Here is a 23,231-nt window from a genome sequence, read left to right as displayed (position 1 = left end):
GTATAACCAGCCGGGCAAAACGCGCCATCTTACCATCGGCGGCTTTCATTTTTTCTTCGGCAAACGGCCTTTTAATGTTTTAGGATTGCCGGTAACGGGCTACATTTAAGGACACAATTGGTGACACCCCACTAAACTAACTTGCGCAGTCTTATCATCATATTATTCATCCTGTTGTATGGAGGCAATTCATTGCAGGCGCAGTCTTTTGAAGAAGAAGACTTTACCCGCTATACAGTCAAAGACGGACTCAGCGACAACCGCATACTGGGCATTACGCAGGATGCGTACGGATACATCTGGATAGCAACCCTGAAAGGATTGAACCGTTTTGATGGCAACCACTTCTTAAAATTCTATTCCGATAGCGGCCGGCATAGCCTGCCTGCCGATGAGGTAAAGCAACTGAAATGGACAGGCCCCCATCAACTGGCAGCGGCCACCCGCAATGGCCTGCACATCATTAATACCACGACCCTGCAGCAACGAAACCTCATCGTGCCCCCGGGTCCTTTGAACCGGCCTTATATTGAAAACCACGTTTACGGCACCGCGGGTGATGAGGCCGGCAACACCTTCGTGCTCACATCCTCAGGCTTCTACCATTTTGATAAGAACGGGCTACTGGTATTTCGGTATGATCATTTCAAACCGGAAGACGCAGAAAAACTGGATGCCCCATTTGGCCGCAGCGACGGTATCATTACGCCACAGTCCGGAGTGTTATTAATAGCCACCATAGCCGGGCCCTATATTTACTATGTTTCAAAAAAAGACTGGCACCCAATCGGAGAAAAAGACAGCCCCTTATACCAGCAGATCGGTTCGGCAAAACAATTGGTGCATTTTATGCACAGCGATAACAACGCATTTAGCGTTATCGCAGAGCAGGCAACCGAATTAGCCTGGTTCGATCATCGGGATAAGAAAAAACACCCTATACAAACTGCCTTATCAGGGTTAAACAAACTTTTTGGCTGGCGCAGCAAGATCACCCGCCTTACAGATTCAACACAGATCATTACAGGTTTACAAAAAGGTTTTTACGGCTTGCACTACGATAAAAAGACAAGCGCCTACACCATCCTTCCTGCATTGTATTTACCCGGATATCGCTGCACAGCCATGTTGACCGACAGGCAGGGCCGCTTATGGATTGGAACCGATAATGGCTTGCTTCAGCAGAAAAAGAATACCGGCAGTATTGAAAAGATAGCCATCCAACGCGATCAACGAACGGCCGGCAGCAATACGGCGATACGCATGCTGACCATCGCCAATGATAAAATATTCGCCACCTCTTCCGGCGAAGGTGTATATGTGTTCGACCGGCGTAGCGGGCAATCGGTGCAAAGAATAGACCTGTCACAATATGGCAATGATGCCAATATCGTTTTTAATCTGCTGTCGTTGCGGGGCGATAGTGTATATGCAGGCACGTACGGTCCGCTGATCGGCATCAATACCCATAACTATCAACACAAAAAGGTCAACCTGCCGGATTGGGATATGGCCCACAACTGGGTGAGCTGGCAACTATATGGTTCAAACGGCACCTGGTATGTAACAGCCAACAAGAATAACCGATTTTATGTCCGCAAGGCCGGTGAGCAAACCTTTACCGAAGCCGATTACAGTGGCAATAGGTTGTTCAATATCCTTGCGCCAATGTATATAACCGAAGATCCCGGGGGTAATATCTGGTTCGCAGGCCATGGAGCCAGCCGGTATAATGCAGGGACAGCCCAATTTGATGCATTGATCGATACACTACCGAAGATAAGGACGGCCAGAAAAGAAGTGAATGCGATGGCTTTTGACGGGCGTGGCAACATATATATCGCTACTGCCGGGAACGGCCTGGCCATATACGATCCTTCGCAAAAGATCATTGAGCACATTACCCGCAGCAAGGGACTGCCCGATAATACCATAAGAGCTGTACACCTGCACGGCAACAAGCTATGGCTGGGCACGGAAAGCGGGCTCGCCAGTTATGACATCCGCTCTAAACACATAGAAGTATTTGGCATAGCCGATGATATGCCCGAAGGCGCCTTTACCGCTTATTCCTTTTATTACGATACACTCCATCGGCAACTGTATGGCGGATTCAATAATACGATTGTCCGGTTCAATCCCGACAGCCTCGTCAAAAATAATGCGCCGCCGGCTTTCTTTATTGAAAGCATAGACACGCATGGAGGAGATATAATACACCACCCTGGCAATAAAATAGAACTATCCCACAACCAAAACAGTATAGTCGTAAACCTGGCAGCCATCAATTTTACCGATGCCTATCAGCAACAGTTCGCCTATCGCTTTGCCGACAATGACGCCGATCGGGACAGGTTCGGAGAGTGGCATGAAACAGGCTCACAGCAAAGCATCATCATCAGCAACCTTACACCGGGCTTACACCGCTTGCAGGTAAAAGTTGCTATCAATAACAACAGTTGGCCCTCACAGGTACGGGAAATAGACTTGTACATCCGTCCGCCTTTCTGGCAAAATGCGTGGTTTTTAGCTGTTGTTGCATCGCTGGCCGGGTTGGCCCTATGGCTCGCTTACAAAAAAAGGATCAACGATATCCGGCAAAAAGCGCGGATCAATACGCAGATGGCCGAACTGGAGATAAAGGCGCTTCATGCCCAAATGAACCCGCATTTCATCTTTAATTCGCTCAACAGTATCAAGGAAATGATACTGGACGACGAAAAGCAAAACGCCAGCCGCTACCTCAGCAAATTTGCACAATTGATCAGGACCAATCTCGAACAATCACAGCAAACATTCATCTCGGTAAACCAATGTATCAACCACCTGCAGCAATACCTGGAGATGGAGCAACTGCGGTTTGCTGATTTTTCCTACACCATCGATGCCAGTAACAACATACCCGACCATGTTCAAATGCCTCCGATGCTGGTGCAGCCATTGGTGGAAAATGCCATCTGGCATGGAGTGCGTCCAATACAAGGCGACAAAAAACTAGCAATTCGTTTCTATAGATCGGGCGGTATGCTGATTTGCGAAATTGAGGACAATGGCGTGGGTTACCTGCAATCACTGAAAAAAAAGACAGTCAACCTTTCTGCCCATCGTTCACTGGGCATCGCCAATATACAGGAGAGGCTGGCGGTGCTCAACGAAAAGTATAAAATGAATGCATCACTTTCAATGATAGATAGATCCGATAGCCCGGGAAGCAACGAAAGCGGCACCATTGCCATTTTGAAATTCAACCTTTAACCTGTTCACGATGATACGAACAATTTTGGTAGACGACGAACCAAGAGGATTAAATACATTGCGCAAATTGCTGCACGAATATTGCCCGGAGTTAAAAGTAGTGGCGGAATGTACCGATGCAGAGGGGGCCAAAGAGAAAATAGAGCTGCTGGAACCTCAATTGGTATTTTTGGATATCTCCCTGGCTGGCAAAACGGGGTTTGACTTACTGGCCGAATTGGAAGCCATCCAATTTGAGATCATCTTCGTTACCGCGCACAACCAATACACTTTGCAGGCATTCCGCTACAGTGCGGTAGATTATTTAATGAAACCAATAGATGAAGATCTATTAATAGGTGCGGTAAAGAGGGCGATAAAAAGGATCTCTGTCAATGCGATCAATGATAATATCCATACGCTGTTGCACAACCTGCACAAACCGCCTGCTCAGCAGGAAATGAAATTATGCATACCCTCTTTGCAGGGATTTCAGGTGGTGGAGTTGAAGGATATATTGTTTTGCGAAGCATCGGGCAGTTATACCGGGTTCTATTTCACGGATGAGCATCACCTGGTATCTGCAAAACCAATCCATGAATACGAGGAGCTGCTGTCGGATGCTGGGTTTGTGCGCATTCACAAATCGTATCTCATCAACCTGCTGCATGTAAAGGAGTACCTGCGCGGTGAGGGAGGATCGGTGATACTGTCCAATGATAAAGAAGTGGAAGTGAGCCGGCGTAAAAAGGACATCTTTCTCGGTAAGATCAAAGCGTTTTATAAGTATTGAACAACAATGTGAAAAAAGAACAATAGTATAATAAAGTAGGCATTATATTGGGAACGAATGAGAGTGGCATTACAACACAAGGATCTAACAATTGAAGTATTTGACGATTCTTCGTTCACAGAAACTTCAGACAGCCCAACGTCATACGAAAAAGTTTATCGGGCTGGCAACGGCTATACGTCAGTTTCGCAACATGCAATCATTATTTATCGTGACAGTGTAAAAACTACGAGTGCCATTCTGCTCGCTGATGCTGGTGCCACTTCAGTAACGTCCGACGCAGTCCTGATTGACGGAGACAATTTAATTACCAGATGTTGTAATACTGTGTTTTGCCTATCAATTCCTGAACTTAATCTTATTTGGATGGCAGAAGCGGACTGGGCCACCTGTTTTTCAATTCACAAGTATCAGGATTCATACATTACGCATGGAGAAATATCAGTTGCAAGAATCGACAGAAAAGGCAATTTGCTTTGGAGTTATAGCGGAACAGATATTTTTGTTTGCCTTGATAGAGGAACTCCCTTTAAAATGCACAATTCCCACATTGAATTAACTGACTTCAGCGGCGGCAAGTATGAGATTGACTACAATGGCGAGACAATAAGCTATAAGCAGTAGTATTTATTTGCCTGTTGAAAAATCGCTTCCAGCCTGAAGTAGAGAGAATTAGGGATTTTTTCTGGCAAAAATTCCTCCCTTTTTCGGGAAATATCAAAAATTGGATTACATTTGCACCCCCAATCGTAACTACTTGCTGATGAAGCCCGTAGTTCGTAACTTTGTAAAAGGTTTCGGGACGTAGCGCAGCCCGGTAGCGCACTTGCATGGGGTGCAAGGGGTCGCTAGTTCGAATCTAGTCGTCCCGACGAAACAAGAAACCCGCAGCGAAAGCTGCGGGTTTTGCTTTTTCGGCAACGAAGCGAGCTTGCTCGGGTGAGTGGACGAAAAAGCAAAACAGTTTCGACGAAGTCGAAACAGGGTTTCTTGGGTAATACCTAAGGGCGACTAGATCACCGCCGGTAATCTAGCAGTCCACACGAAAAAACAAAACTGCCCGATGAAATCGGGCGGGTTTTCTTGGGTAATACTGGAGGGCAACTTTGCAATGAAATCAACCAAGCTGTCATTTGTACAAATGCTGGTCCTTAACGTAGTCTATTCCGTGCCTTTTCAGGAAATCTATACCCCATTGACTGATGAATTCATATAACGGAGATAGTGATTTCCCGTCTGCACTTAAATAGTACTCTACCCGAAGCGGCTTTTTTGAAAGCACTTCTTTCTCTATCAGTTTGTCCCTCTCAAGCTCCTTCAATTGCTGGCTCAGCATCTTTTCTGAAATGCCAGGCAGGTTTTCCCGGATAGCGCTGTAGCCTTTGCGCTCAAACTGATGAAGATGAGAAAGGATCAACAACTTCCACTTACCACTAATGAATTCAAGCGTAACATCAACAGGACAGGTATAGGTCTTATTATTTAATTGTATCATAATTCATGGACTAGTAGGAAGCGAAGCCTACTTTTTGGTAAGGTATTGTTACGGCAGCCGTTTCCCCTCAAATTTGCCAGTAAAAATAAATATATGTTTTTGAAATCTTTACTCAGCGTGCTGCTAATAGTTGGCACCAATATGAATATGCCCGCATCGCATCATAAAACACAAAGTATGAACAACAAGACTTTTTCAGTAGAGGTGATCAGGTACAACATTCCAGCCGATAAAGGCCCTGCTTTTGAGCAAGCCTACGCCGAAGCAGCGAAACACCTGCAGGCTTCTCCTTATTGCCTCGAATACCGCCTATTGCACGGGAATGATCAGCCAAATAACTACATTGTTATCATTCACTGGACCAGTAAGGACGAACACCTCCAGGGATTTAGGAAAAGCAAAGAATTTGGGCCTTTCTATAACCTGGTGAAACCTTTTTATAATAATATTGAGGAAATGAAACATTACGACCAGACGGATATCGTTTGGAAAAAGTAAACACCATGAAGAAACCTATCCCAACACTTTATGAATGGGCCGGAGGCCGCGAAAAACTTGAACAACTCACCGAACGTTTCTACGCCAAGGTCCAGGCAGACGAAAAACTGTCGGAAGTATTCCGGCACATGTCGCCGGCCCATGCGCAACATGTGGCGCATTTTATATCCGAAGTATTTGGTGGAGGTGCGCTCTATACCGAAGGGGATGGAGGCAGTCACGCAAAGATGGTTCACCATCATGTGGGTAAGATGCTTACAGAAGAATTGCGTAAACGCTGGTTAAACCTCTTGCTCGAAACAGCTGATGAAATAGGACTGGCCAATGATCCGGAGTTCAGATCGGCCTTTGTTGGTTACCTGGAATGGGGAAGCAGACTGGCCATTATCAACTCCCGGTTGCCCGAAAATCCCATACAACAGCATGAGCCTATGCCTAAGTGGGGATGGGGCGAAACTGGCGGGCCGTATATCGTCGAATAGTGGCGATTTGAAAGGTAAACCCAATCCGACGGCCCGACGATTGCCTTAAAACGTTGGATTTAGTTGCCGGCAAATGTCCCGATCAATGCATAGTAAGCACCCACTATCTACAGGTTCGAAGTCTTTCCAGCATCCCCGACGAAACAAGCAGCCCGCAGTAAAAGCTGCGGTTTTTTGTTATTTTAACTCACTTATAATAAGTTCCATGAAAAAGCAATTTGACGCCTTCTAGCTACGCTGAAATGCGCAGTTACTGCCCGAACTGACACAAAAAGGGACAAAACTTACACACTTACTCATTCGTCCAAAAAGAAAATACGCCCTTACTTAACTTGCACTCAAATTCATTCATCCGCCTATCCGGAAACCAACCCCGACTGGATGGGTAAAACAACAAACATGAAAAAAATAGTATTGGGCTCCTTTTCCGCACTGCTGTTGACCCTTATACTCTTTACAACGCAAACAAGTTGTAAGAAGGACACCGATCCAATTACAAAAACGGACACACTTTTCAAGTGCACACCAACCATACAAGGTTTATGGCTTGGCGCGCAACAGAATGCATCTTCCGGGCAAGATTGGAGCTGGTCTATCAGACCAGATGGCACAGCCTCCTACGAAAATGTGATTGCTGGCACACGCCAACTATGCGTGGGCACCTGGAAACTCGCAAACGGAACGTGGACGTGCACTACCACCTGTGTCTACGGACTTGCGGCTAATATTGGAGCAGTACAAACTTTTACGGCTACCTATAATGCAACAACCGGAGTTCTTACAAACGGAACTTATGTAACAACTTCACCAAAAGCTGACTCTGGCACGTTTACATTAACTGAAGTTAACTAAAAACATACACCGCCATTCCTAATGGGTAATGAATAGGTCCGGTAGTAATTTCAACTGCCTGCACACCAACGAAACAAGAAGGCAACAAAGGGAACTTGCCCGGCTGAGTGTTCAACAATTCGTACCGGCAGCTTTCTACTCCTTGAAATAATTGCTGGCGGATCGCATCTTGTTGACCCAACAACCGGTCTTCGCGCGCAATACATACTCGCTGAGCCCAACTTCATGGCCATTAGGCGCCCAATCGAAGGTATAGCCTAACCTGGTCCATGGATAGTGAAAATCGGTAGCACCAGTAAGCGTATGGTAATACGCATAAATTATGTAATTATTAAACCAATTGGTGTACGATGGAGTGGCATTGCTGATCAATACCTCATTCGCAGCCGTAGTGCGAATATCCGGATTGCCGGCCGGACGCTGTAAACTATCCACCGGCACCCACAATTCAGCAATATGCGTATTCGTACGGCTGTTTACGGGCGGCAAACCCAATAGCTTATTCTTACCGTTTTTGCCCCGGCCGAAAAACAATCGTAACATTGGCGATGAATCGCAGCTACTTTATCCTGTTATCCTTTTTTATACTGAGCCTCGCCAAGTATAGCTTTGGTCAACAAACCATTACACCCGGCAGCCTTCAAATACAGCTACTACAAAAGCCCATACCCGTTACAATCGATCATAAACCCACACTCGTTTATGAAATGCATTTCACCAACACCTCTTCCCTCAACCTGGAGATAACAGGATTTTCCATACTGAACCTGGCCAATAAGGATACCCTTCTAAACTATGATCAAACCGCATTGAACAGTCGCCTACAGCCCATCGCCACCCGCAATAACCCAGGCAAGGGCGCCATCATACAACCCGCAGCTACCCATATCTTGTATATCGAGGCGAATACAAGCCGCCGTAAATTCCCGGCTATTTTTCACCACGTTCGCTTCAAAGCAGCAGGCGACTCTATCCATCACCTGGAAAGGAACCACGATACCCTTACCCTCTCCAGCACCCAGCCAACGATCTTCGCCAATCCACTAAAGGGAGGCAACTGGACGGCCGTTTATGACCCCTCCTGGCAACGCGGCCACCGCCGTGTGGTGTATGAAGTAAAAGGTAGACAGCGCATTCCCGGCCGCTTCGCGATCGATTTCATTAAAATAGACTCAGCCCATTATGCAGAAGGTAACGAAGACAGCATACAAAACTGGCTTGGCTACGCCGAAGAAGTGTTGGCGGTTGCCGATGGTGAAGTAGCTTCCGTTCGGGACGATTTTCCCGAAAGTGCCACCCTGGCTGCCCATCCGGTCTACAGATCGGAACAGGCTACCGGTAATTATATCTCCTTAAAACTTACAACTAACAGATATGTATTCTACGAACACCTGAAGCCAGGCTCAATAAAGGTAAAACCCGGACAGAAGATCAAAAAAGGCGAGGTGATTGCCCTGCTCGGGTTCACCGGACAAACGACTGGTCCGCACCTGCACCTGCATCTGGCCGACAGCAATTCACCACTGGGTGCAGAAGGACTACCCTTTATCTTTGAAACGTTCACCTTGATTGGACGCTATCCCGACTTCAGCAAGTTCGGAAAAGCAACCTTCAACAAGGTCCGGCCCGAAAAGATCAGGCACGAAATGCCGCCGTCCAATACCGTAGTGATATTTGAATAGAACGATCGAGAGGAAGCAAGTTTATGCGAACCTTTTAAAACTCATGGTTTTTCTCCAACAGCCACCACCATTTCGCAGGGACCCGTAAAACCATCTGCTGTCTCAAACTGTTTAAGTTCGCTTTCAATCTCCTGCCATACAGCAGCTTTCTCCGGATCGGATAAACTGCTCATCATCTGATGTAAAGCACCGAAAGATTCTTTTTCAAACAAAACACACTCTTTGGCGGATGGAAGCTGTAAAGGAGAGTTGATTCGCTCGGACTGCACGTTGACGAAGCCGGCCTGTGTAAACGCTTTTTCAATAACACCTTCCGCACCCAAACTGAATGGGCCAGGCTGCCCCGGCAATGGAGGTGGAAGTTTTGCCCGGTTGCGGATAATAGAAACAGGTAGAGAGAAGAATTTATTATGCTCGGGCATAGAGTAAACAATAGCCGCCACTTTGCCACCCGGCTTGAGCACACGCAGCATTTCTTTTAACGCTTTCTGCTGATCAGGAAAATAGATCAGCCCAACCCTTGATATAACAGCATCGAATGTTTCATTCTCCAATGTAAGATCTTCGCCGTCCATTACCTTCGTTTCTATATTCTTTACACCGGCCTCTTGCGCCATTTGCTTTGCAAATTCCAGGATATTGGAAGAAATATCTGTAGCAAGCACATACCCCGAAGTTCCCACTTTATGCGCAGCAGTGATCGACTGCTCACCTGCTCCGGCAGCAATATCGAGTACCTGGTCTCCGGGTTTAACCGTTGCCATGTCAAGCATTTTATCCGTTGCTTTACCCAGCCATTGCTTGAGCGTTGGGCTCCAGCGATACCACGCTTCTGCTGCCGCCTGCCATTGGTCGTGTGTGGTATTTTTATACTTAACAGGATCAAATTGAGGAATAGCTTCAGACATAATATTGATTTTTATAAATACAACAATTACACATCACATATCCATTGACCATAATTGTCCACTCCCAGGTAATCACTCCCCTACTTCACCACCTTCCTCACTTCATTGATCGTTTCCCCTTTCAGCTCCAGGAAATAAACCCCTTTGGGCAGCTTACTCATATCCAGCGAGCGCAAAGTAGCCCCGGCATCAGAATTCCATTGTTGCAGCATCAACGTCTTTCCAACATTGTCTACAACCCGCGCCTGTATCTTTTCAGGTCTGTTCACCGAAATGGTGACACGGAGTTCATTAACAACAGGATTCGGATACAGCAATACAGTAGGCTGAGTATTGGTCAAGGAAAGCATCACTATGCCCGAATAGGTAAAACGGCCATCAATATCTATTTGCTTCAGGCGATAATAAAGCTTGGTTACCCCAGGCAGGTTAATGTGGCGGTCGTCATACGCATAGGTATGAATACCGGGACTGTTGGCGGCCGCTACACTCCCCACTGTCGAATAGCTCCTGCCATCGGTGCTTCGTTCGATCTCGAAAGAATGCGTACCTACTTCGCCAGTGGTCTTCCAGTGCAACAAAGCATCATCCTGCACAAGCCGGCCATTAAATTCCAGCAACGATACAGGAAGCGCAGCCATCAAATCGGCGACCCACAATTCGGTACCATGGGCTTCATCCGTCATGATCGAAAATAACTTCCCATTGGCCTCAGCAAAGGACACCGGGTCGCTTCCTCCATTCGCAGTCACATCCTGTAGCATAATTGTTCCAGCCTCTGTGCCGTCGCTGCGCCAGGGCTCCGGACCTGCAGCTCCGCCACTACCGGCAAAGAAGACGCGCCCCTGGATATCAAATAAAGCACTGGGCCCGCCAGTAAGATTCGGTGCAATGTTTTTCACCAGCGAAATGCCCGTAACGGCATCATGCTTCCACAATCCCCGGCCATTGGCTCCATCTTCTGCCGTAAAATAGATGGTATTGCCAATCTTGATGAAGTCTTCAGGATCGCTGCCGGCGGCACCAGGATTAATATCCCGAAGGATACCATTTTCAAAGGAAGTGATCGTACGGAATTCATAGCCCTGAGAAGGGTGGTATCCTACATAGAAGGGAAAACTAAACAGCTCAATTATATAACGAGGATCGCCCGAACAGGTACCCGGACAAAGATCCACCTGCATATTGGTACCCGCTGCAGTGCCGTCGCTCGACCAAAGCTCACTGCCCGCAGCAGCGGTGGTGGCATTAAAATAAAGGCGGTTATTGACATTGGCCAGGTATTTGGGCGAACTGCTTCCGCCGGGATAGATATCCTTTACCATCACCGTTCCTGCAGCGGTGCCGTTGCTTTTCCAAAGTTCCTTGCCATTGGCGTCTGTAGCGGCAAAATATAAGGTATTGTTTATCACAGTCAGGTAACCCGGCGATCCCGAATTGGTACCGGGATAGATATCTTTCACCATCACCGTGCCGGTAGCGGTGCCATCACTCTTCCACAACTCTGTACCATTGGCTGTATTACCGTTGGTGGCGTTAAAATAGATCGCATTGCCCATAACTGTTATAGACCCTGGAAAGGAGCCTGACAAACCTGGATATATATCCTTTACCAATACTGTTCCGGCTTCCGTACCATCACTCTTCCATAGTTCCTGTCCGTTCACCACATCGTATGCAGCAAAATACAGAAAGCCATTCCAAATGACAATGGAAGAAGGACCGCTCCCATTTGCTCCCGAATTGATATCTTTCACCATCTTAGTCCCGGCTGCAGTACCATCAGACTTCCACAATTCAGTGCCATGAATACCGTCGTCGCCAACAAAATACATAACACCGTTTAAAGGATACAACCCCGTATAAGATTCGAACCCACTCACGCTGGCAAGCGGATTAAGGTTTTTTACCATTGCGGTACCAGCCTCCGTTCCGTTACTCATCCAGAGTTCGGCGCCATCAATGCCATTATCGGCGGTAAACAATAACTGGTTCTTTAGCGTACCGACATACTCATTGCCCACCGTCATACCATGGCCGCTGCCCGGATTACAATCTTTCACCATCACCGTGCCGGCAGCTGTACCATCGCTTTTCCAAAGCTCCCTGCCCGCTGAAGTAGTGGCACAAAATAGCAGGGTACCATTGGTGTTGACAAGGTTGGACGGAGCGCTTCCTGCAGCACCGGCAACAATATCCTTTACCATTTGTGTGCCGCCGCCGGTTCCATCACTTTTCCAGAGTTCAGGACCATTCGTGCCATCGTCTGCATAAAAATACAACGTATTATTCACGGCAGTTAGCGAAGTCAATGCGCCATCACCTATACCGGGGCGAATATCCTTCACCAACACAGTACCCGCCATCGTGCCATCGCTTTTCCAAAGTTCAGTTCCATTTACCGCATCGGTACCGGCAAAGAACAACACACCATTTACATTGACGATATTAATGGTTTCAGGAAAAAAGAAATACTTTACCAGCATTGCTCCGGCAGCTGTACCATCCGTTTTATAAATACCCTGACCGCTGGTAGTGGCTGAAACGCAATACAAAGTACCGCTCACATTGATCAGACTACGCGGATTTAGTATGCGATACAACGAATTCTCCTTCATCATGACGGTGCCGGGGGCAGTGCCGTCACTTTTCCAAAGCTCAGTGTCATAACCTGTCGTGCTGGCGCCGAAATACAGCGTTCCTTTAACATTGATCAAAAACTGAGGTGCACTGCTGGCTCCTTCCGGAAGGATATCTTTCACCATCACGGTCCCGGCAGCAGTTCCATCGCTTTTCCACAATTCAGCACCATTAGTTCCATTCGATGCGGCGAAATATAAAGTCCCGTTTACATTCGTTATATAGGCGGCTTTGCCGTCACCAGGTCCGGGAAAGATATCCTTTACCATGACAGTGCCGGCTGCCGTACCATCGCTCTTCCACAATTCTGCGCCGTGTACACCATCGTTCGCCTGAAAGTACAATACACCGTCCTTATTGACGAAATGACTCGGTACGCTAGTAGGAATTCCAGGAAAAATATCCCTCACCAGCATGGTACCGGCTGCAGTGCCATCCGTTTTCCAAAGTTCAGTCCCTGTTGTTTTCATCGTGGCCGTAAAATAAGTGACCCCATTTATTTCGAGCATACCTTTGGGATTCGATCCCAACGCGCTACTGGCAGGTTTAACCTCGTTGATATCTTTTAATAATGAAAATACCTGCGCAAAACTCTCCTGCGCAGTTACAATAAGGAAAACAAGCAATAACAACAAGGTAGAATTTCTCATGAGAGACAGCTTTTGGTTAATAAAAAGGGGCAGGCTTTTAAGGACAGGATTGATTCAGTAAGGACAATAGGATGTTGGGACGGACTGTCTATTTAAACAGACACCCGGTAGGCATTTCCAAGCCAAAGACCGTTTTTAAGGAAATAATGTGTAAGCGTTGCGGTAACGTTCAACCGATAGGACGGACCTTAGGCGCAGCCCTACAAACACGTGGGGCTTTTTTTGCCCGGATAATAGCGCAAAACTAGAACAGCTAGAGTCACACAACAATCACCATAATGGAGGTGTAATAATCGATGCCGGCGCCGTTAATTGCGCCAAATCCGCCGTTAGTTTGAGATTTGATACCGTACACCCCATCACATCCCCCCCTTTTGAGTTGATGGAGGTCGGCTAACGTGACAATGATTCAGCAAACAATGCCTAAATTCTGTTCGCTCCCTTAATAAAACTAAACGGCTTGACCAGGTGCAACACCCAACTCAAGCCGTTAAAAAAAGTATTACTTTTTGAGGGCACATCAAATGGCCCTTCCGTCTAATAGACTACATGTACTTTAGCGGTTCTGCTCAAAATCGAACTGGGGTTTTTGTGCAAGTTCAAACGCCTTTGGGTCACCAAAGGGACCCTTGTAGACAGCAGACCCAAAACCAAGCATGGGATAAAAAACAATTCCAAGCAATATTAAGCCTGCCGTGAACCCTTCATCTTTCCCGAAGCTCTTGGAGAGCATGTTGGTGGCCCAAATGAGGAAAATGATATTAATGATCGGGATAAAAAACATGATCATCCACCAGGTTGGCTTCCCCACGATCTTCAATAAAATATAAAGGTTGTAGAACGGCACCAGGCAAGCCCAGCCAGGTTGCCCCGCTTTTTCAAAAATCTTCCATTGAGAAGCAATCAACAATACAAGGATAGCCAGGTAAATTACAATAATGAATGTCATGACGTTTGTTGTTTGGTGTAGGTTGATGAGGTTTAAGTGTTTTCCAAAATAACATGGAGCGTTTAACATTCAAACACAATCTGCATGAACCAGAAAAAACGAACATCCAACAACCCAAAATGACGTCCCAACGGCCGGCTGCGCTGCCCAGTTTTTACTTCAGGAAGCAACCCCAACTATCGTAGGAGCGGAACGCCGACCCGTTTTTACTTTATTGATCACCCCAAACACGACCAAACTCGCAAAGGCCGCTACGGATAGCCAGGCGCCTATCAAAAAGATTGCCCTGATCGTCAATAACTGGCTTTGTATACCGGATGCCTTCGCGATCAGCGCAGTGCCGATGCCGGTAGCTTCGCTCAACGTAAACCCTTTCGACGTCAGCAAGCCCGCATAGGCTTCTTGCTGTTGCACCAATACTTCGGCTCCTGGCGTGAGCTTGCCCAGAAAGCCTTGCTTGTAGTGCTGGTTAAAATATAGTTGCAGAGAGTAAAAGCCGGCAATGGAATTTAGCACGGCAATAAACCGGGCATAGGTACAGATCACAATACCCGTGGTATTGCTGCTTTGCGGTATAGATGCCAGGCAAAGGATGGTAACAGGTACAAATAGCAGTCCGCAGGCCAGCCCTTGCAGGAAAATGGGTATACACATTTGAGCAAATGACAGATCGGGTGTCAAATGCTGATATACCCACCAATGATACCCGAACAATACCGCAAAACCGGCCAGCAACAGTTTGGGCAGGTGCAGCTTGTTGGCAGCCACTGCTTTCACCACGACAAAAGTGGCGATGATAACTCCCAATACATTATACAGGCCCGCATTCACCACGTCGGCCGCACTCCAGTTGAGCACGACTACGGCATAGCCATATAAAAGGTTGATCGTATCACGTATTCCATAAAACAACAACATCAATACCAATCCATACAGGAACTTGCCCGAACGGAAAACGTTCAGTTCGATCAGCGGCCTTTTCAGGGTGGACTGGCGATAGAGGAATAGTCCGATCATGATCAATCCAAACAAAGCTGTATAAGTGATGGCCCGGCTTTCGAACCAATACACTTTGGGACCATAGATCATCACATAAGCGGCTGCCGTTGCACCAAATACAAAAAACAAAAAACCAATCCAGTCGATCTGGTACAAGGGATAGGATCGCCTGGCGGGCCTCGCTTTAAAGATCAGCAAGCAAAGCACCAGGGCCATCACCTGCAATCCGATCAAGGCATTGTACAAGACCGTCCAATCGCTGGTAAGGATGACCCGCGATCCCGCAATCCCGATGATCAACCCAGCCGTAAGTATCAGCGAGAAGAAGAGCGATACGCCCACGAGTATACTTTTAGCCGGGGGTAGTGTAGAGAACGTAACCACCAGTATACATCCTGCAATCAGACCGGTACAAATGCCGATAAAAAAACGGAGTATCGCAAAGACAAGCAGATCTTGTACATAAAAGCAACCTATATTGAGTGCGATGCCAGCGAGAAAAACGGTGAGCAAATAGGTTCGGGTATTGAAGAACCTGATTAGCCGGAACATGACCGGCAATATCGAAATGATGCCTACATAGGCTGCCTGGAAAGCAAAGGAAATATCCTCGGGCTGTGCGCCGTAAAAGGAAACCACATGTGCCTGGATAATGCCAAAGGAGGCAAACTGGGCGATGGCGGCAAACAGGATCAGTAACAGTATCCCCCGCACAAGCCCCATGTGCCTACCCCACCGGTCGTAAAAATAGATCGATTGCATCTTGTTTTAGTTAGCGGCTTTTTTAACACTGATCTTTACGTTCATCCCTGCTTTCAACACATAGCCTGCAGTATCGGCAAACACGATCTTAACCGGAACCCGTTGAACGATCTTCACAAAATTGCCCGTTGAATTGTCGGCCGGCAACAACGAGAATTTCGAACCCGTAGACGCGGCAATGGCATCGATCTTACCGGCAAACGATTTGCCGGGGATGGCATCGGCCGTTATTTCCACCACCTGACCAATGTACATGTCATGCACCTGCGTTTCCTTGAAATTGGCGATCACCCATTTGTTACGGGTGTTCACGATCGATACCAGGGGCTGACCAGCCTGTACCTGCTGCCCCTCCAGGATGTTCTTCCTTCCGGTAAACCCGGTATAAGGCGACACGATCACCGTGTAACTCAGGTTAAGCCTTGCCAGGTCGAGCAAGGCTTCTGCCCGCTTTTGGGCCGCAAACAAAGAGTTGTACCTGGATTGTAACTCCCGCACTTTGCTATCGCCGGTCTTTAAACTGTTTTGTGCTGCACTGTAGTCGCTTTGGGAAATGTCGTATTTCGTTTGCACCTGTTCAAAATCCGACAGGGTGACGGCTTCTTCTTTCAACAGGTTTTGGAAACGCTTTACATCCTGCTCCTGCTGCCATAAACGGGCTTTGGCCGAATTGATCTGATCTTTGTTGACCAGCGTAGCGGTTTGCGCCGCATTGATAGCAGCGCCATGTATCTCTTGTTGAGCCCTCGTATCTTCCAGCAACGACTCAGCTTCCTTCACCTTCTGCAAATACTCCCGGTTGTCCAGTATAACCAGCGTGTCACCCTGCTGTACGGCCTGGTGTTCGTTGAATAATACTTCTTTAATGAAGCCGCCGGCCCGTGCCGATACCGGGTTGATATAAGCATCAACCTGGGCATCGTTAGTAGATTCGTATTGGCTGGCATAACTGAGATACTTTACCAGGTAGATCAATGCCACCACCACGACCGTTACAGCGATCAGTTTGATGAGCACATTGACAAAACTTTTTCTTGTAGGTTCCATGTGGTGGTGATTTAAAGATTTCCGGTAATGAATAGTAAACGATAGTAAATGGAATAGGCGGCAATATTTGCCTGTAGATAATTGAACCTCGTTTCCTGGTAAAGATTATCGGCCTCCAACAGGTCGGTCAGCAACGACAGCTGGTTGGCATATTTCGTGGTTTGGATATGCAGGTTCGTTTCTGCCTGTTCGATGGACCTTCTTATTACCTGCAGTCGGTGCACAGCCTCGTGGTACTTGATAACCAGCGCCTGCGCCTCCTGCCGCACATTGTCGGCCAGCCACCGTTTTTGCCCCATCAGTGCAGTTTCGCGCAGGTGCGCTGCCTTCACCCTGTCTTTGTTCTGGTACAGGGAGGAGATGTCGTAAGAAACCTTAACGCCGAGAGTCCCAACGCCAATCGTTTGAGCGACCGGGGGAAACATGAAATTGTTGGGATAATTGAAGCCATATCCGCCAAATAAGCTGATCGTGGGATGATTGAAGGACCTGGCCAATCTTGTTCGATTCTCCTGCAACTCGAGCTGCTTTTGTACTTTTTGCAACGCATAGTTACCCGATTGATCATGGAGCAATGCGTCCAGGGTCAAACTGTCCTTCAAGGGCAGAGAGGCCGTATCGACCGGCACGATCCGCGTATTTTCATCGATGTTCAGCAAGGTGTTCAGCCGCTGGTTGCTGATGAGGTTGTCATTTCTGTTGGCTGTGGCACTCAATTGTGCATTGGCCAGTTGCACTTCAGCACGCAGCAGATCGCTTTTTGTAACCTTGCCATTAGCGTAGAAGGTACTGATGTTCTTGTACCGGGTCTGCGCCCGGTTCACCTGATCCCTGATCAGCCGCTCCTGATAATGGTACCGCACCATCTCGAGGTATTGCAGCACTACCTGCAGGCCGATCGCTGCTTCCTGCTCCTTTGTATTGATGCCAGCCAGTTCATGCCTGCGCCTGCTATCGGTGACCAGGGCTTTTTGCCGCCCGCCGGCATAGAGGTTGAACGATGACCCCAGCGCCAGGGCGCCTGCATTGGCGCTGGGCGGTTTGGGTATCTCATGCGGGTTGCCGACCACGCCATCATACAGGGTCACTTTGGTATACCGTTGATAAATGGCATTGGCATGTACTCTTGGCAATACGCCCATCTTCGCGTCTTCCAACTCTAGCCGGGAGGCATCTTCCTCGGTCTTGAATGCCCGCACCGAGGTGTTGGCACTCCTGGCACGCCGCATCGCTTCCTCCAACGACAGTTTCACAATGGTGCTATCGGTGGGCTGCGCGATAGCGCTGCCCGCCGATGCTCCCAGCAGCACCGCATAAAAGCCGGTCTTCAGGAATAATACTGGTCTGCATGCTTTCATCTTCTACAATTCAATAGATTAACAAATTGGTACTGCCGGGCATCTGCGTTTGGCAGTTGCGGCCGCTTTCGTTCGGGCATGACAAGCCGTGTGGGCCCCGGCATGCGCCGGTCCATAGCATCAAAGACTTATTGGCTCGGATTAAGTGAGTGCGGGCGTAATACCCGATTTGAAATGCTCCCTGAACTGGCCGGGCGATTCATGGGCCAGTTTACTGAAGAGACGGTTGAAATATCGCGCGTCGTCGTAACCTACATGAGAAGCAATTTCCTTTATACTGAGGTTGGTGTAACATAGCAACCGTTGCGCTTCCCGCAGCATATCCTGTTGGATAAAATACGAAGCGGTAAAGCCCGTAACCGCTTTGATCGTATCACTCAGGTAGCTCATCGAGAAGCGCATCAATTGTGCATAGTCGCTTGGTTTCTTCAATTCTTTATAATGCTTTCGCACCAGTTGCTTGAAACGCCGCGTAACTTCGATACTTCTGGGAGAATGCTGCCGCGCTGCATGTTTTGCATTGGCCTGGAAGCCGGCGGCCATTTTATAGATACCGGGGGTAGCAAAGGCATTCACAGCACCCCGGTGCAGACTGCCTAATGAATAGTCGTGGTAGGTACGGAGCAATAACTCAAAATACTGCGTAAACCATTCGAGATCGGGACCCGATAAAGGAACCAAGGGACCATTGAACAACGAACTTTCGATCATAAACCCCGCCGGTTCATCGATCAGTTTGGCATCTAAGAACAGGATGTAACCGCTGCTGTTGTCGTTGAAGCGAACCGCCCGTTGGATATTCCCGGGCAACAATAATAGCAGGGAATTGCGCACCACCTCCACCTTCCTGAAATCAACCTGTAGTTCTGCATTACCGGCAGTCAGGAGTATCACCACATAATGGTCGTTGCGATGGGGCTGACCAATATCCTCAAACCGGGCAGCGATAAAGCTATCACTGATGCGGTCGATGCGCACACCTGCTATATTTTCTTTTAATGGTAAAATGGGAATCTGGTCCTTCATCTTGTACTGCTTTGATCACAATACAAAATTACACCGGCCCGGCCCCGGTTTTGTACCCCGTTTCCACGGTTTTGATGGACAAATCAACTATTTCGGCCCTTTTAGCGCCCTCCCTGCCCTGGCGAGCACGTAGGCAAAGGCCCCAATAAAGTCAGGCCCCTTGAATTATGGGATCAGTACTGCCCGCCCCTTGATCTGACCGTTGCGAAGTTTATCATATACTTCAACGGCCTGATCGAGTTTGAACCGTTCAATCTCGATGTGTATCTTTTTTTGACGGGCCAGTCCTACAACTTCCATGAGCTCGGTACGCGATCCCCAATAGGGATTGGTGAGCCGCACGCCAAATGGCAATCCCATCATATTGTATTGAAAGCGTCCACCACCAAGGCCGACAATAGTGAGATCACCATCAAGCGCAACCGTTTTTGCGCCCAGCTCTATTGTGGAAGATGCTCCCACAAAATCCAGCACCACCTTGGCTTTTTTAATGCCGGTTATACGGCGGATCTGGTCTGCGGCATCGGCGTCTTTGGAGTTCACCGTATGGGAGGCCCCCAGCTCTTTGGCGAAAGCCAGTCGCTCCGGAGTAATATCACACGCAATGATCGCCGAACCAGTCATTTCGTTCAGTATCTGAATAGCCACGTGACCAAGCCCGCCAATTCCGATCACCACCACGTATTCGTCGGGCATTAATTTTTCGAGCGAGCGCTTGATGGCCGCATAAGGCGTCAGCGCAGCATCCGTAAGCGGCGCAGCTATTACCGGATCAAGGTCGAATATCGGTACCAAAAGCCGCGAAGACGGCACCAGCATGTAGTCGGCCATCCCGCCATTCAAACCTAATCCTCCGCCATAAGCCTGTTCCGATTGATGATCACAGTAGTTTTCACTCGATTGCTGGCAGGGTTTACAATGGCCGCAACCCCAGGGGCCATAGACCAACACCGCATCCCCCATCTTATAACCTTTTACGCTGGTTCCCACTTCTTCCACCCATCCTGCGTTCTCATGGCCGAGGGTGAATTGGGCGCCGGGCACCGTACCTTCATCGATGATATGAAGGTCCGAATGACAAACACCGGCTCCTCCCACTTTGATCAACACTTCATCACCGGAAGGCACTGGCTTTTCCAGATCATTGACGACGCGAACATCCTTTAGCCCGAAATAACGAACTGCTTTCATATAATTGACTTTTTGTAATAGATCAGCCTATAGTCATAAGCACCGGCTTTGCCGCGGCAGCGGCTTCAATCTTCAGTTCAGGAAAAGGGGAAATTAAAATATGCCTGAATAGCGGTAGTAGTCGACGTGTGGGGTATGCCCGCAAAGGTAGGTAAGACGATCAAGTTGAGCAAACAGGCCACCATCTGATATGGTAAATATTCTCAAATCTGCATCTGTTTTCGCATGGTTAAATGCCGTTGCTTTGCATATGTACACCAACAAGCTCGTCTATGCAAGTACAACCTTTTAGCAATACTGAGATACAAGCATTCAGGGCAGCAACAGCCGGCACTGCCGAACGCATTCACCTCAACAACGCAGGCGCATCCCTGCCGCCGGACATCGTGGTAGATACCATTGTCAACTACCTGCATGAGGAAGCATTGCGCGGTGGTTATGAAACAGAAGCCAAATACCGCGCACAGCTGGATCACACGCATACCCTGATCGCACAACTTATTCATGCAGACCCCGATGAGATAGCACTGGTAGAAAATGCCAGCGGCGCCTGGGAGATTGGCTTTAACGGAATAGCGTTTCAGGAAGGCGACGAAGTGATCACTTCCGAGATGGAATATGTATCGAATGTGCTGGGCCTGCTGAATGCGCAAAAGCAATATGGGATTATCATTAAGATGATCCCCAACGATGCAGCAGGCAATTTTCCCCTGCAGGCCTTGGAAGCAGCCATTACCCCTCGCACCAGGTTGATCGCCGTAACGCATATCCCCTCAACCGCGGGCAATATATTGCCCGCCGCTGCTATAGGCGAAATAGCGCGTAAACACGGTATATTGTATTTGTTGGATGCCTGTCAGTCGGCAGGACAAATTCCCCTCGATGTGCAAGCCATCGGTTGCGACATGCTGGCGGCCACCGGGCGCAAATACCTCCGCGGCCCGCGTGGATCGGGCTTTTTGTATGTGCGCAGGAATATCCTGGATAAGTTGAAATTATCTTTCTTTGATGGGCGAACAGTGACCAGTGTAGATCAGCAGGATTTTACCGTCCGTAAAGATGCCCGCCGATTTGAGTGGTACGAAAAGAATCCCGCCATCATATTAGGACTTCAAAAAGCAGTTGAGTATGCATTGAACATTGGCATAGAACGTATCTGGCAACGGATACAGCATCTATCGACGTTACTGCGGCAACGCCTTCGGGAGTTGGAGGGCGTTGTGGTGCATGACCAGGGCGATGAGCTTTGCGGTATTGTGACCTTCTCCATGTCGGGTATATCTGCAGCAGAGATCAGAACTGCACTGGCGGCCAAGAACATCAATGTAAATATCGGCTTCGCCAAATCTACGCTGTACTATATGAACCGCAAGGGACTCGACGGCATCGTACGCGCGTCTGTTCATTATTACAACACGGAGGAAGAAATAGAACTGGTGTGCCGGGAATTAAGCACACTTTGCTTAGTAAAAACTCAATTATGAACGCCTCAAAATGGTTCGACAGGAAGTTTAATTTCAGCTTCGGTACCGATGAATATACCGCACTGTACCAAAGACTGCAACATGGGCCAGACATCCTGGCGTCGGTACTCATCGACATGTCCGATCATGTACTCGCCTATCAACCGGCCGGTAAATGGTCTATCAAGGAGCACATAGGGCACCTTTCCATACTGGAGCCTCTGTGGCGCACCCGTATGCACGACATCGTGGAGAAGAAGCCCATACTCACCCCTACCGACCTGGACAATAAAGCAACGACAGAAGCCGGCTTTAATAACTATGCCATCACCGACCTGTTTCAGCAATTTGTGGAAGAAAGGCGAAAGACATTATCACTGCTTGGCAGCATCGATATCCAGGAGCATCAACATACCAGTCTGCATCCCCGCCTGCAGCAGCCGATGCGCCTGATCGACATCATCTATTTCACCGTGGAGCACGATGATCATCATACAAATGTTATTCAGGAGCTCATCAAAACGCTTAAATAACCTGATTCCTCATACCTACTAAAAAAAGTATAAAAGGTCACATTTGCAAACCTTCAGGAGCAATGAGAGCTATAACGCTTCGGGACTAGCCTTTAACTTTTTTCCCAGCTCGTCCAACTCATTCCTGTCAAGAATGAACGTGAGTGCTTTTATTTTCGGATCGCTTCGTTGGCGGTCAACCTTTGCATCGGTGCCATCAAATTCCACCTTAACAGCCGCATATACTATATATTTCCCCTTGCTATCTTTCTGCATAAACAATTCGATAAACCAGATCGCTTTTTCATCCGGCACATTATTATGCCAGAAGAAAGACACTTTTGTTGGATCCTTGAAAAAGTTGACAGGCAACGCTTTTCTTATTTTTAAGATCTGATTGTCAAAATAAGCGCTATCAAGTTTATACTCCGGAGAAAAATTTAGAATTCTTTGTTCGCGAAGGGTTGTCCACTTGGCTACACATTTCCAAATTATTTTTACCTGACTTTGAAAAGTAAAGGTTCGCATTTCACCCTGGCAATTTCTCAGGGTATTCACTTCAAATGACTGACAGTACGAACCGGAAACAAATGCCAAGAATACTAACAACAGAATCGATTGCTTTTTCATTAACTGCATTATAACTCAAAATTCCGAATCAGAACAGATTTAAGGTAATCAACAATTAAG

The 23,231-nt window shown here is 47.8% G+C and carries 20 protein-coding genes and 1 tRNA gene; 10 read left to right on the top strand and 11 right to left on the bottom strand.

Annotated features, from left to right (window positions below; all coding sequences use genetic code 11):
• The first annotated feature begins 141 nt into the window (after nt 1-141).
• From P2H89_RS05755 to P2H89_RS05740, 4 genes are all read left to right on the top strand, one after another.
• Nucleotides 142-3,255: a sensor histidine kinase gene (locus P2H89_RS05755; protein ID WP_275825616.1), complete on the top strand. Its 3,114-nt coding sequence runs from the start codon at nt 142-144 to the stop codon at nt 3,253-3,255.
• 10 nt (nt 3,256-3,265) lie between these two features.
• Nucleotides 3,266-4,027: a response regulator gene (locus tag P2H89_RS05750; protein WP_275825615.1), complete on the top strand. Its 762-nt coding sequence runs from the start codon at nt 3,266-3,268 to the stop codon at nt 4,025-4,027.
• A 57-nt stretch (nt 4,028-4,084) separates the two neighbouring features.
• Nucleotides 4,085-4,651 carry a hypothetical protein gene (locus P2H89_RS05745; RefSeq protein ID WP_275825614.1) on the top strand — a complete coding sequence of 189 codons (567 nt, stop codon included), beginning with the start codon at nt 4,085-4,087 and terminating at the stop codon, nt 4,649-4,651.
• A 174-nt stretch (nt 4,652-4,825) separates the two neighbouring features.
• Nucleotides 4,826-4,899: transfer RNA gene (locus P2H89_RS05740), tRNA-Pro, on the top strand.
• Between the two features lie 257 nt (nt 4,900-5,156).
• On the opposite strand, the gene P2H89_RS05735 is transcribed toward P2H89_RS05740, so the two are convergent.
• A complete protein-coding gene (locus P2H89_RS05735) occupies nt 5,157-5,522 on the bottom strand; it encodes a helix-turn-helix domain-containing protein (RefSeq protein ID WP_275825613.1) in 366 nt (121 codons plus the stop codon).
• A 177-nt stretch (nt 5,523-5,699) separates the two neighbouring features.
• On the opposite strand from P2H89_RS05735, the gene P2H89_RS05730 reads away from it, so the two are divergent.
• The 3 genes from P2H89_RS05730 to P2H89_RS05720 all read left to right on the top strand — a co-directional run bounded on the left by P2H89_RS05730 (nt 5,700) and on the right by P2H89_RS05720 (nt 7,354).
• Complete coding sequence (locus P2H89_RS05730; protein WP_275825612.1) at nt 5,700-6,020, top strand: antibiotic biosynthesis monooxygenase family protein; 321 nt, start codon at nt 5,700-5,702, stop codon at nt 6,018-6,020.
• Between the two features lie 5 nt (nt 6,021-6,025).
• Nucleotides 6,026-6,502, top strand: coding sequence for a group II truncated hemoglobin (locus tag P2H89_RS05725; protein WP_275825611.1), 477 nt, complete (start codon nt 6,026-6,028; stop codon nt 6,500-6,502).
• 399 nt (nt 6,503-6,901) lie between these two features.
• A complete protein-coding gene (locus P2H89_RS05720; protein WP_275825610.1) occupies nt 6,902-7,354 on the top strand; it encodes a hypothetical protein in 453 nt (150 codons plus the stop codon).
• Between the two features lie 135 nt (nt 7,355-7,489).
• On the opposite strand, the gene P2H89_RS05715 is transcribed toward P2H89_RS05720, so the two are convergent.
• The gene (locus P2H89_RS05715; protein ID WP_275825609.1) at nt 7,490-7,897 is read right to left on the bottom strand and encodes a hypothetical protein; all 408 of its coding nucleotides are present in this window, start codon (nt 7,895-7,897) and stop codon (nt 7,490-7,492) included.
• A gap of 5 nt (nt 7,898-7,902) precedes the next feature.
• Between P2H89_RS05715 and P2H89_RS05710 the strand changes: the two genes are divergently transcribed.
• Nucleotides 7,903-9,036, top strand: coding sequence for a M23 family metallopeptidase (locus P2H89_RS05710; RefSeq protein ID WP_275825608.1), 1,134 nt, complete (start codon nt 7,903-7,905; stop codon nt 9,034-9,036).
• A 41-nt stretch (nt 9,037-9,077) separates the two neighbouring features.
• Here P2H89_RS05710 and P2H89_RS05705 read toward each other — a convergent pair whose 3' ends face one another.
• The 8 genes from P2H89_RS05705 to P2H89_RS05670 form a co-directional block, all read right to left on the bottom strand.
• Nucleotides 9,078-9,944: a class I SAM-dependent methyltransferase gene (locus P2H89_RS05705; RefSeq protein WP_275825607.1), complete on the bottom strand. Its 867-nt coding sequence runs from the start codon at nt 9,942-9,944 to the stop codon at nt 9,078-9,080.
• 80 nt (nt 9,945-10,024) lie between these two features.
• Entirely contained in the window at nt 10,025-13,234 is a 3,210-nt protein-coding gene (locus P2H89_RS05700; RefSeq protein WP_275825606.1) for an ELWxxDGT repeat protein, read from the bottom strand.
• A gap of 556 nt (nt 13,235-13,790) precedes the next feature.
• Complete coding sequence (locus tag P2H89_RS05695; RefSeq protein WP_275825605.1) at nt 13,791-14,183, bottom strand: DUF5684 domain-containing protein; 393 nt, start codon at nt 14,181-14,183, stop codon at nt 13,791-13,793.
• Nucleotides 14,184-14,342: 159 nt separating this feature from the next.
• Entirely contained in the window at nt 14,343-15,944 is a 1,602-nt protein-coding gene (locus P2H89_RS05690; RefSeq protein ID WP_275825603.1) for an MFS transporter, read from the bottom strand.
• 6 nt (nt 15,945-15,950) lie between these two features.
• Nucleotides 15,951-16,991, bottom strand: a complete 1,041-nt coding sequence (locus P2H89_RS05685; protein ID WP_275825602.1) for an HlyD family secretion protein — start codon at nt 16,989-16,991, stop codon at nt 15,951-15,953.
• Nucleotides 16,992-17,002: 11 nt separating this feature from the next.
• The gene (locus P2H89_RS05680) at nt 17,003-18,349 is read right to left on the bottom strand and encodes a TolC family protein (protein ID WP_275825601.1); all 1,347 of its coding nucleotides are present in this window, start codon (nt 18,347-18,349) and stop codon (nt 17,003-17,005) included.
• Nucleotides 18,350-18,490: 141 nt separating this feature from the next.
• Nucleotides 18,491-19,375, bottom strand: coding sequence for an AraC family transcriptional regulator (locus tag P2H89_RS05675; RefSeq protein ID WP_275825600.1), 885 nt, complete (start codon nt 19,373-19,375; stop codon nt 18,491-18,493).
• A 165-nt stretch (nt 19,376-19,540) separates the two neighbouring features.
• Nucleotides 19,541-20,566 carry an NAD(P)-dependent alcohol dehydrogenase gene (locus P2H89_RS05670; protein WP_275825599.1) on the bottom strand — a complete coding sequence of 342 codons (1,026 nt, stop codon included), beginning with the start codon at nt 20,564-20,566 and terminating at the stop codon, nt 19,541-19,543.
• A gap of 272 nt (nt 20,567-20,838) precedes the next feature.
• Here P2H89_RS05670 and P2H89_RS05665 point away from each other — a divergent pair, with 272 nt between their 5' ends.
• Together P2H89_RS05665 and P2H89_RS05660 are read left to right on the top strand one after the other, a co-directional pair.
• The gene (locus P2H89_RS05665; protein WP_275825598.1) at nt 20,839-22,050 is read left to right on the top strand and encodes an aminotransferase class V-fold PLP-dependent enzyme; all 1,212 of its coding nucleotides are present in this window, start codon (nt 20,839-20,841) and stop codon (nt 22,048-22,050) included.
• Nucleotides 22,047-22,562 carry a DinB family protein gene (locus P2H89_RS05660; RefSeq protein WP_275825597.1) on the top strand — a complete coding sequence of 172 codons (516 nt, stop codon included), beginning with the start codon at nt 22,047-22,049 and terminating at the stop codon, nt 22,560-22,562. Before P2H89_RS05665 ends, P2H89_RS05660 begins: the two co-directional genes overlap by 4 nt.
• Nucleotides 22,563-22,631: 69 nt before the next feature.
• On the opposite strand, the gene P2H89_RS05655 is transcribed toward P2H89_RS05660, so the two are convergent.
• A complete protein-coding gene (locus P2H89_RS05655; RefSeq protein WP_275825596.1) occupies nt 22,632-23,171 on the bottom strand; it encodes a hypothetical protein in 540 nt (179 codons plus the stop codon).
• Nucleotides 23,172-23,231: the final 60 nt, after the last annotated feature.

The sequence above is a fragment of the Paraflavitalea sp. CAU 1676 genome (assembly GCF_029223285.1).
Taxonomy (GTDB): domain Bacteria; phylum Bacteroidota; class Bacteroidia; order Chitinophagales; family Chitinophagaceae; genus Paraflavitalea.
The sequence above is the reverse complement of the archived record's forward strand: the minus strand, read 5'-3'. Positions and strand labels throughout refer to the sequence as shown.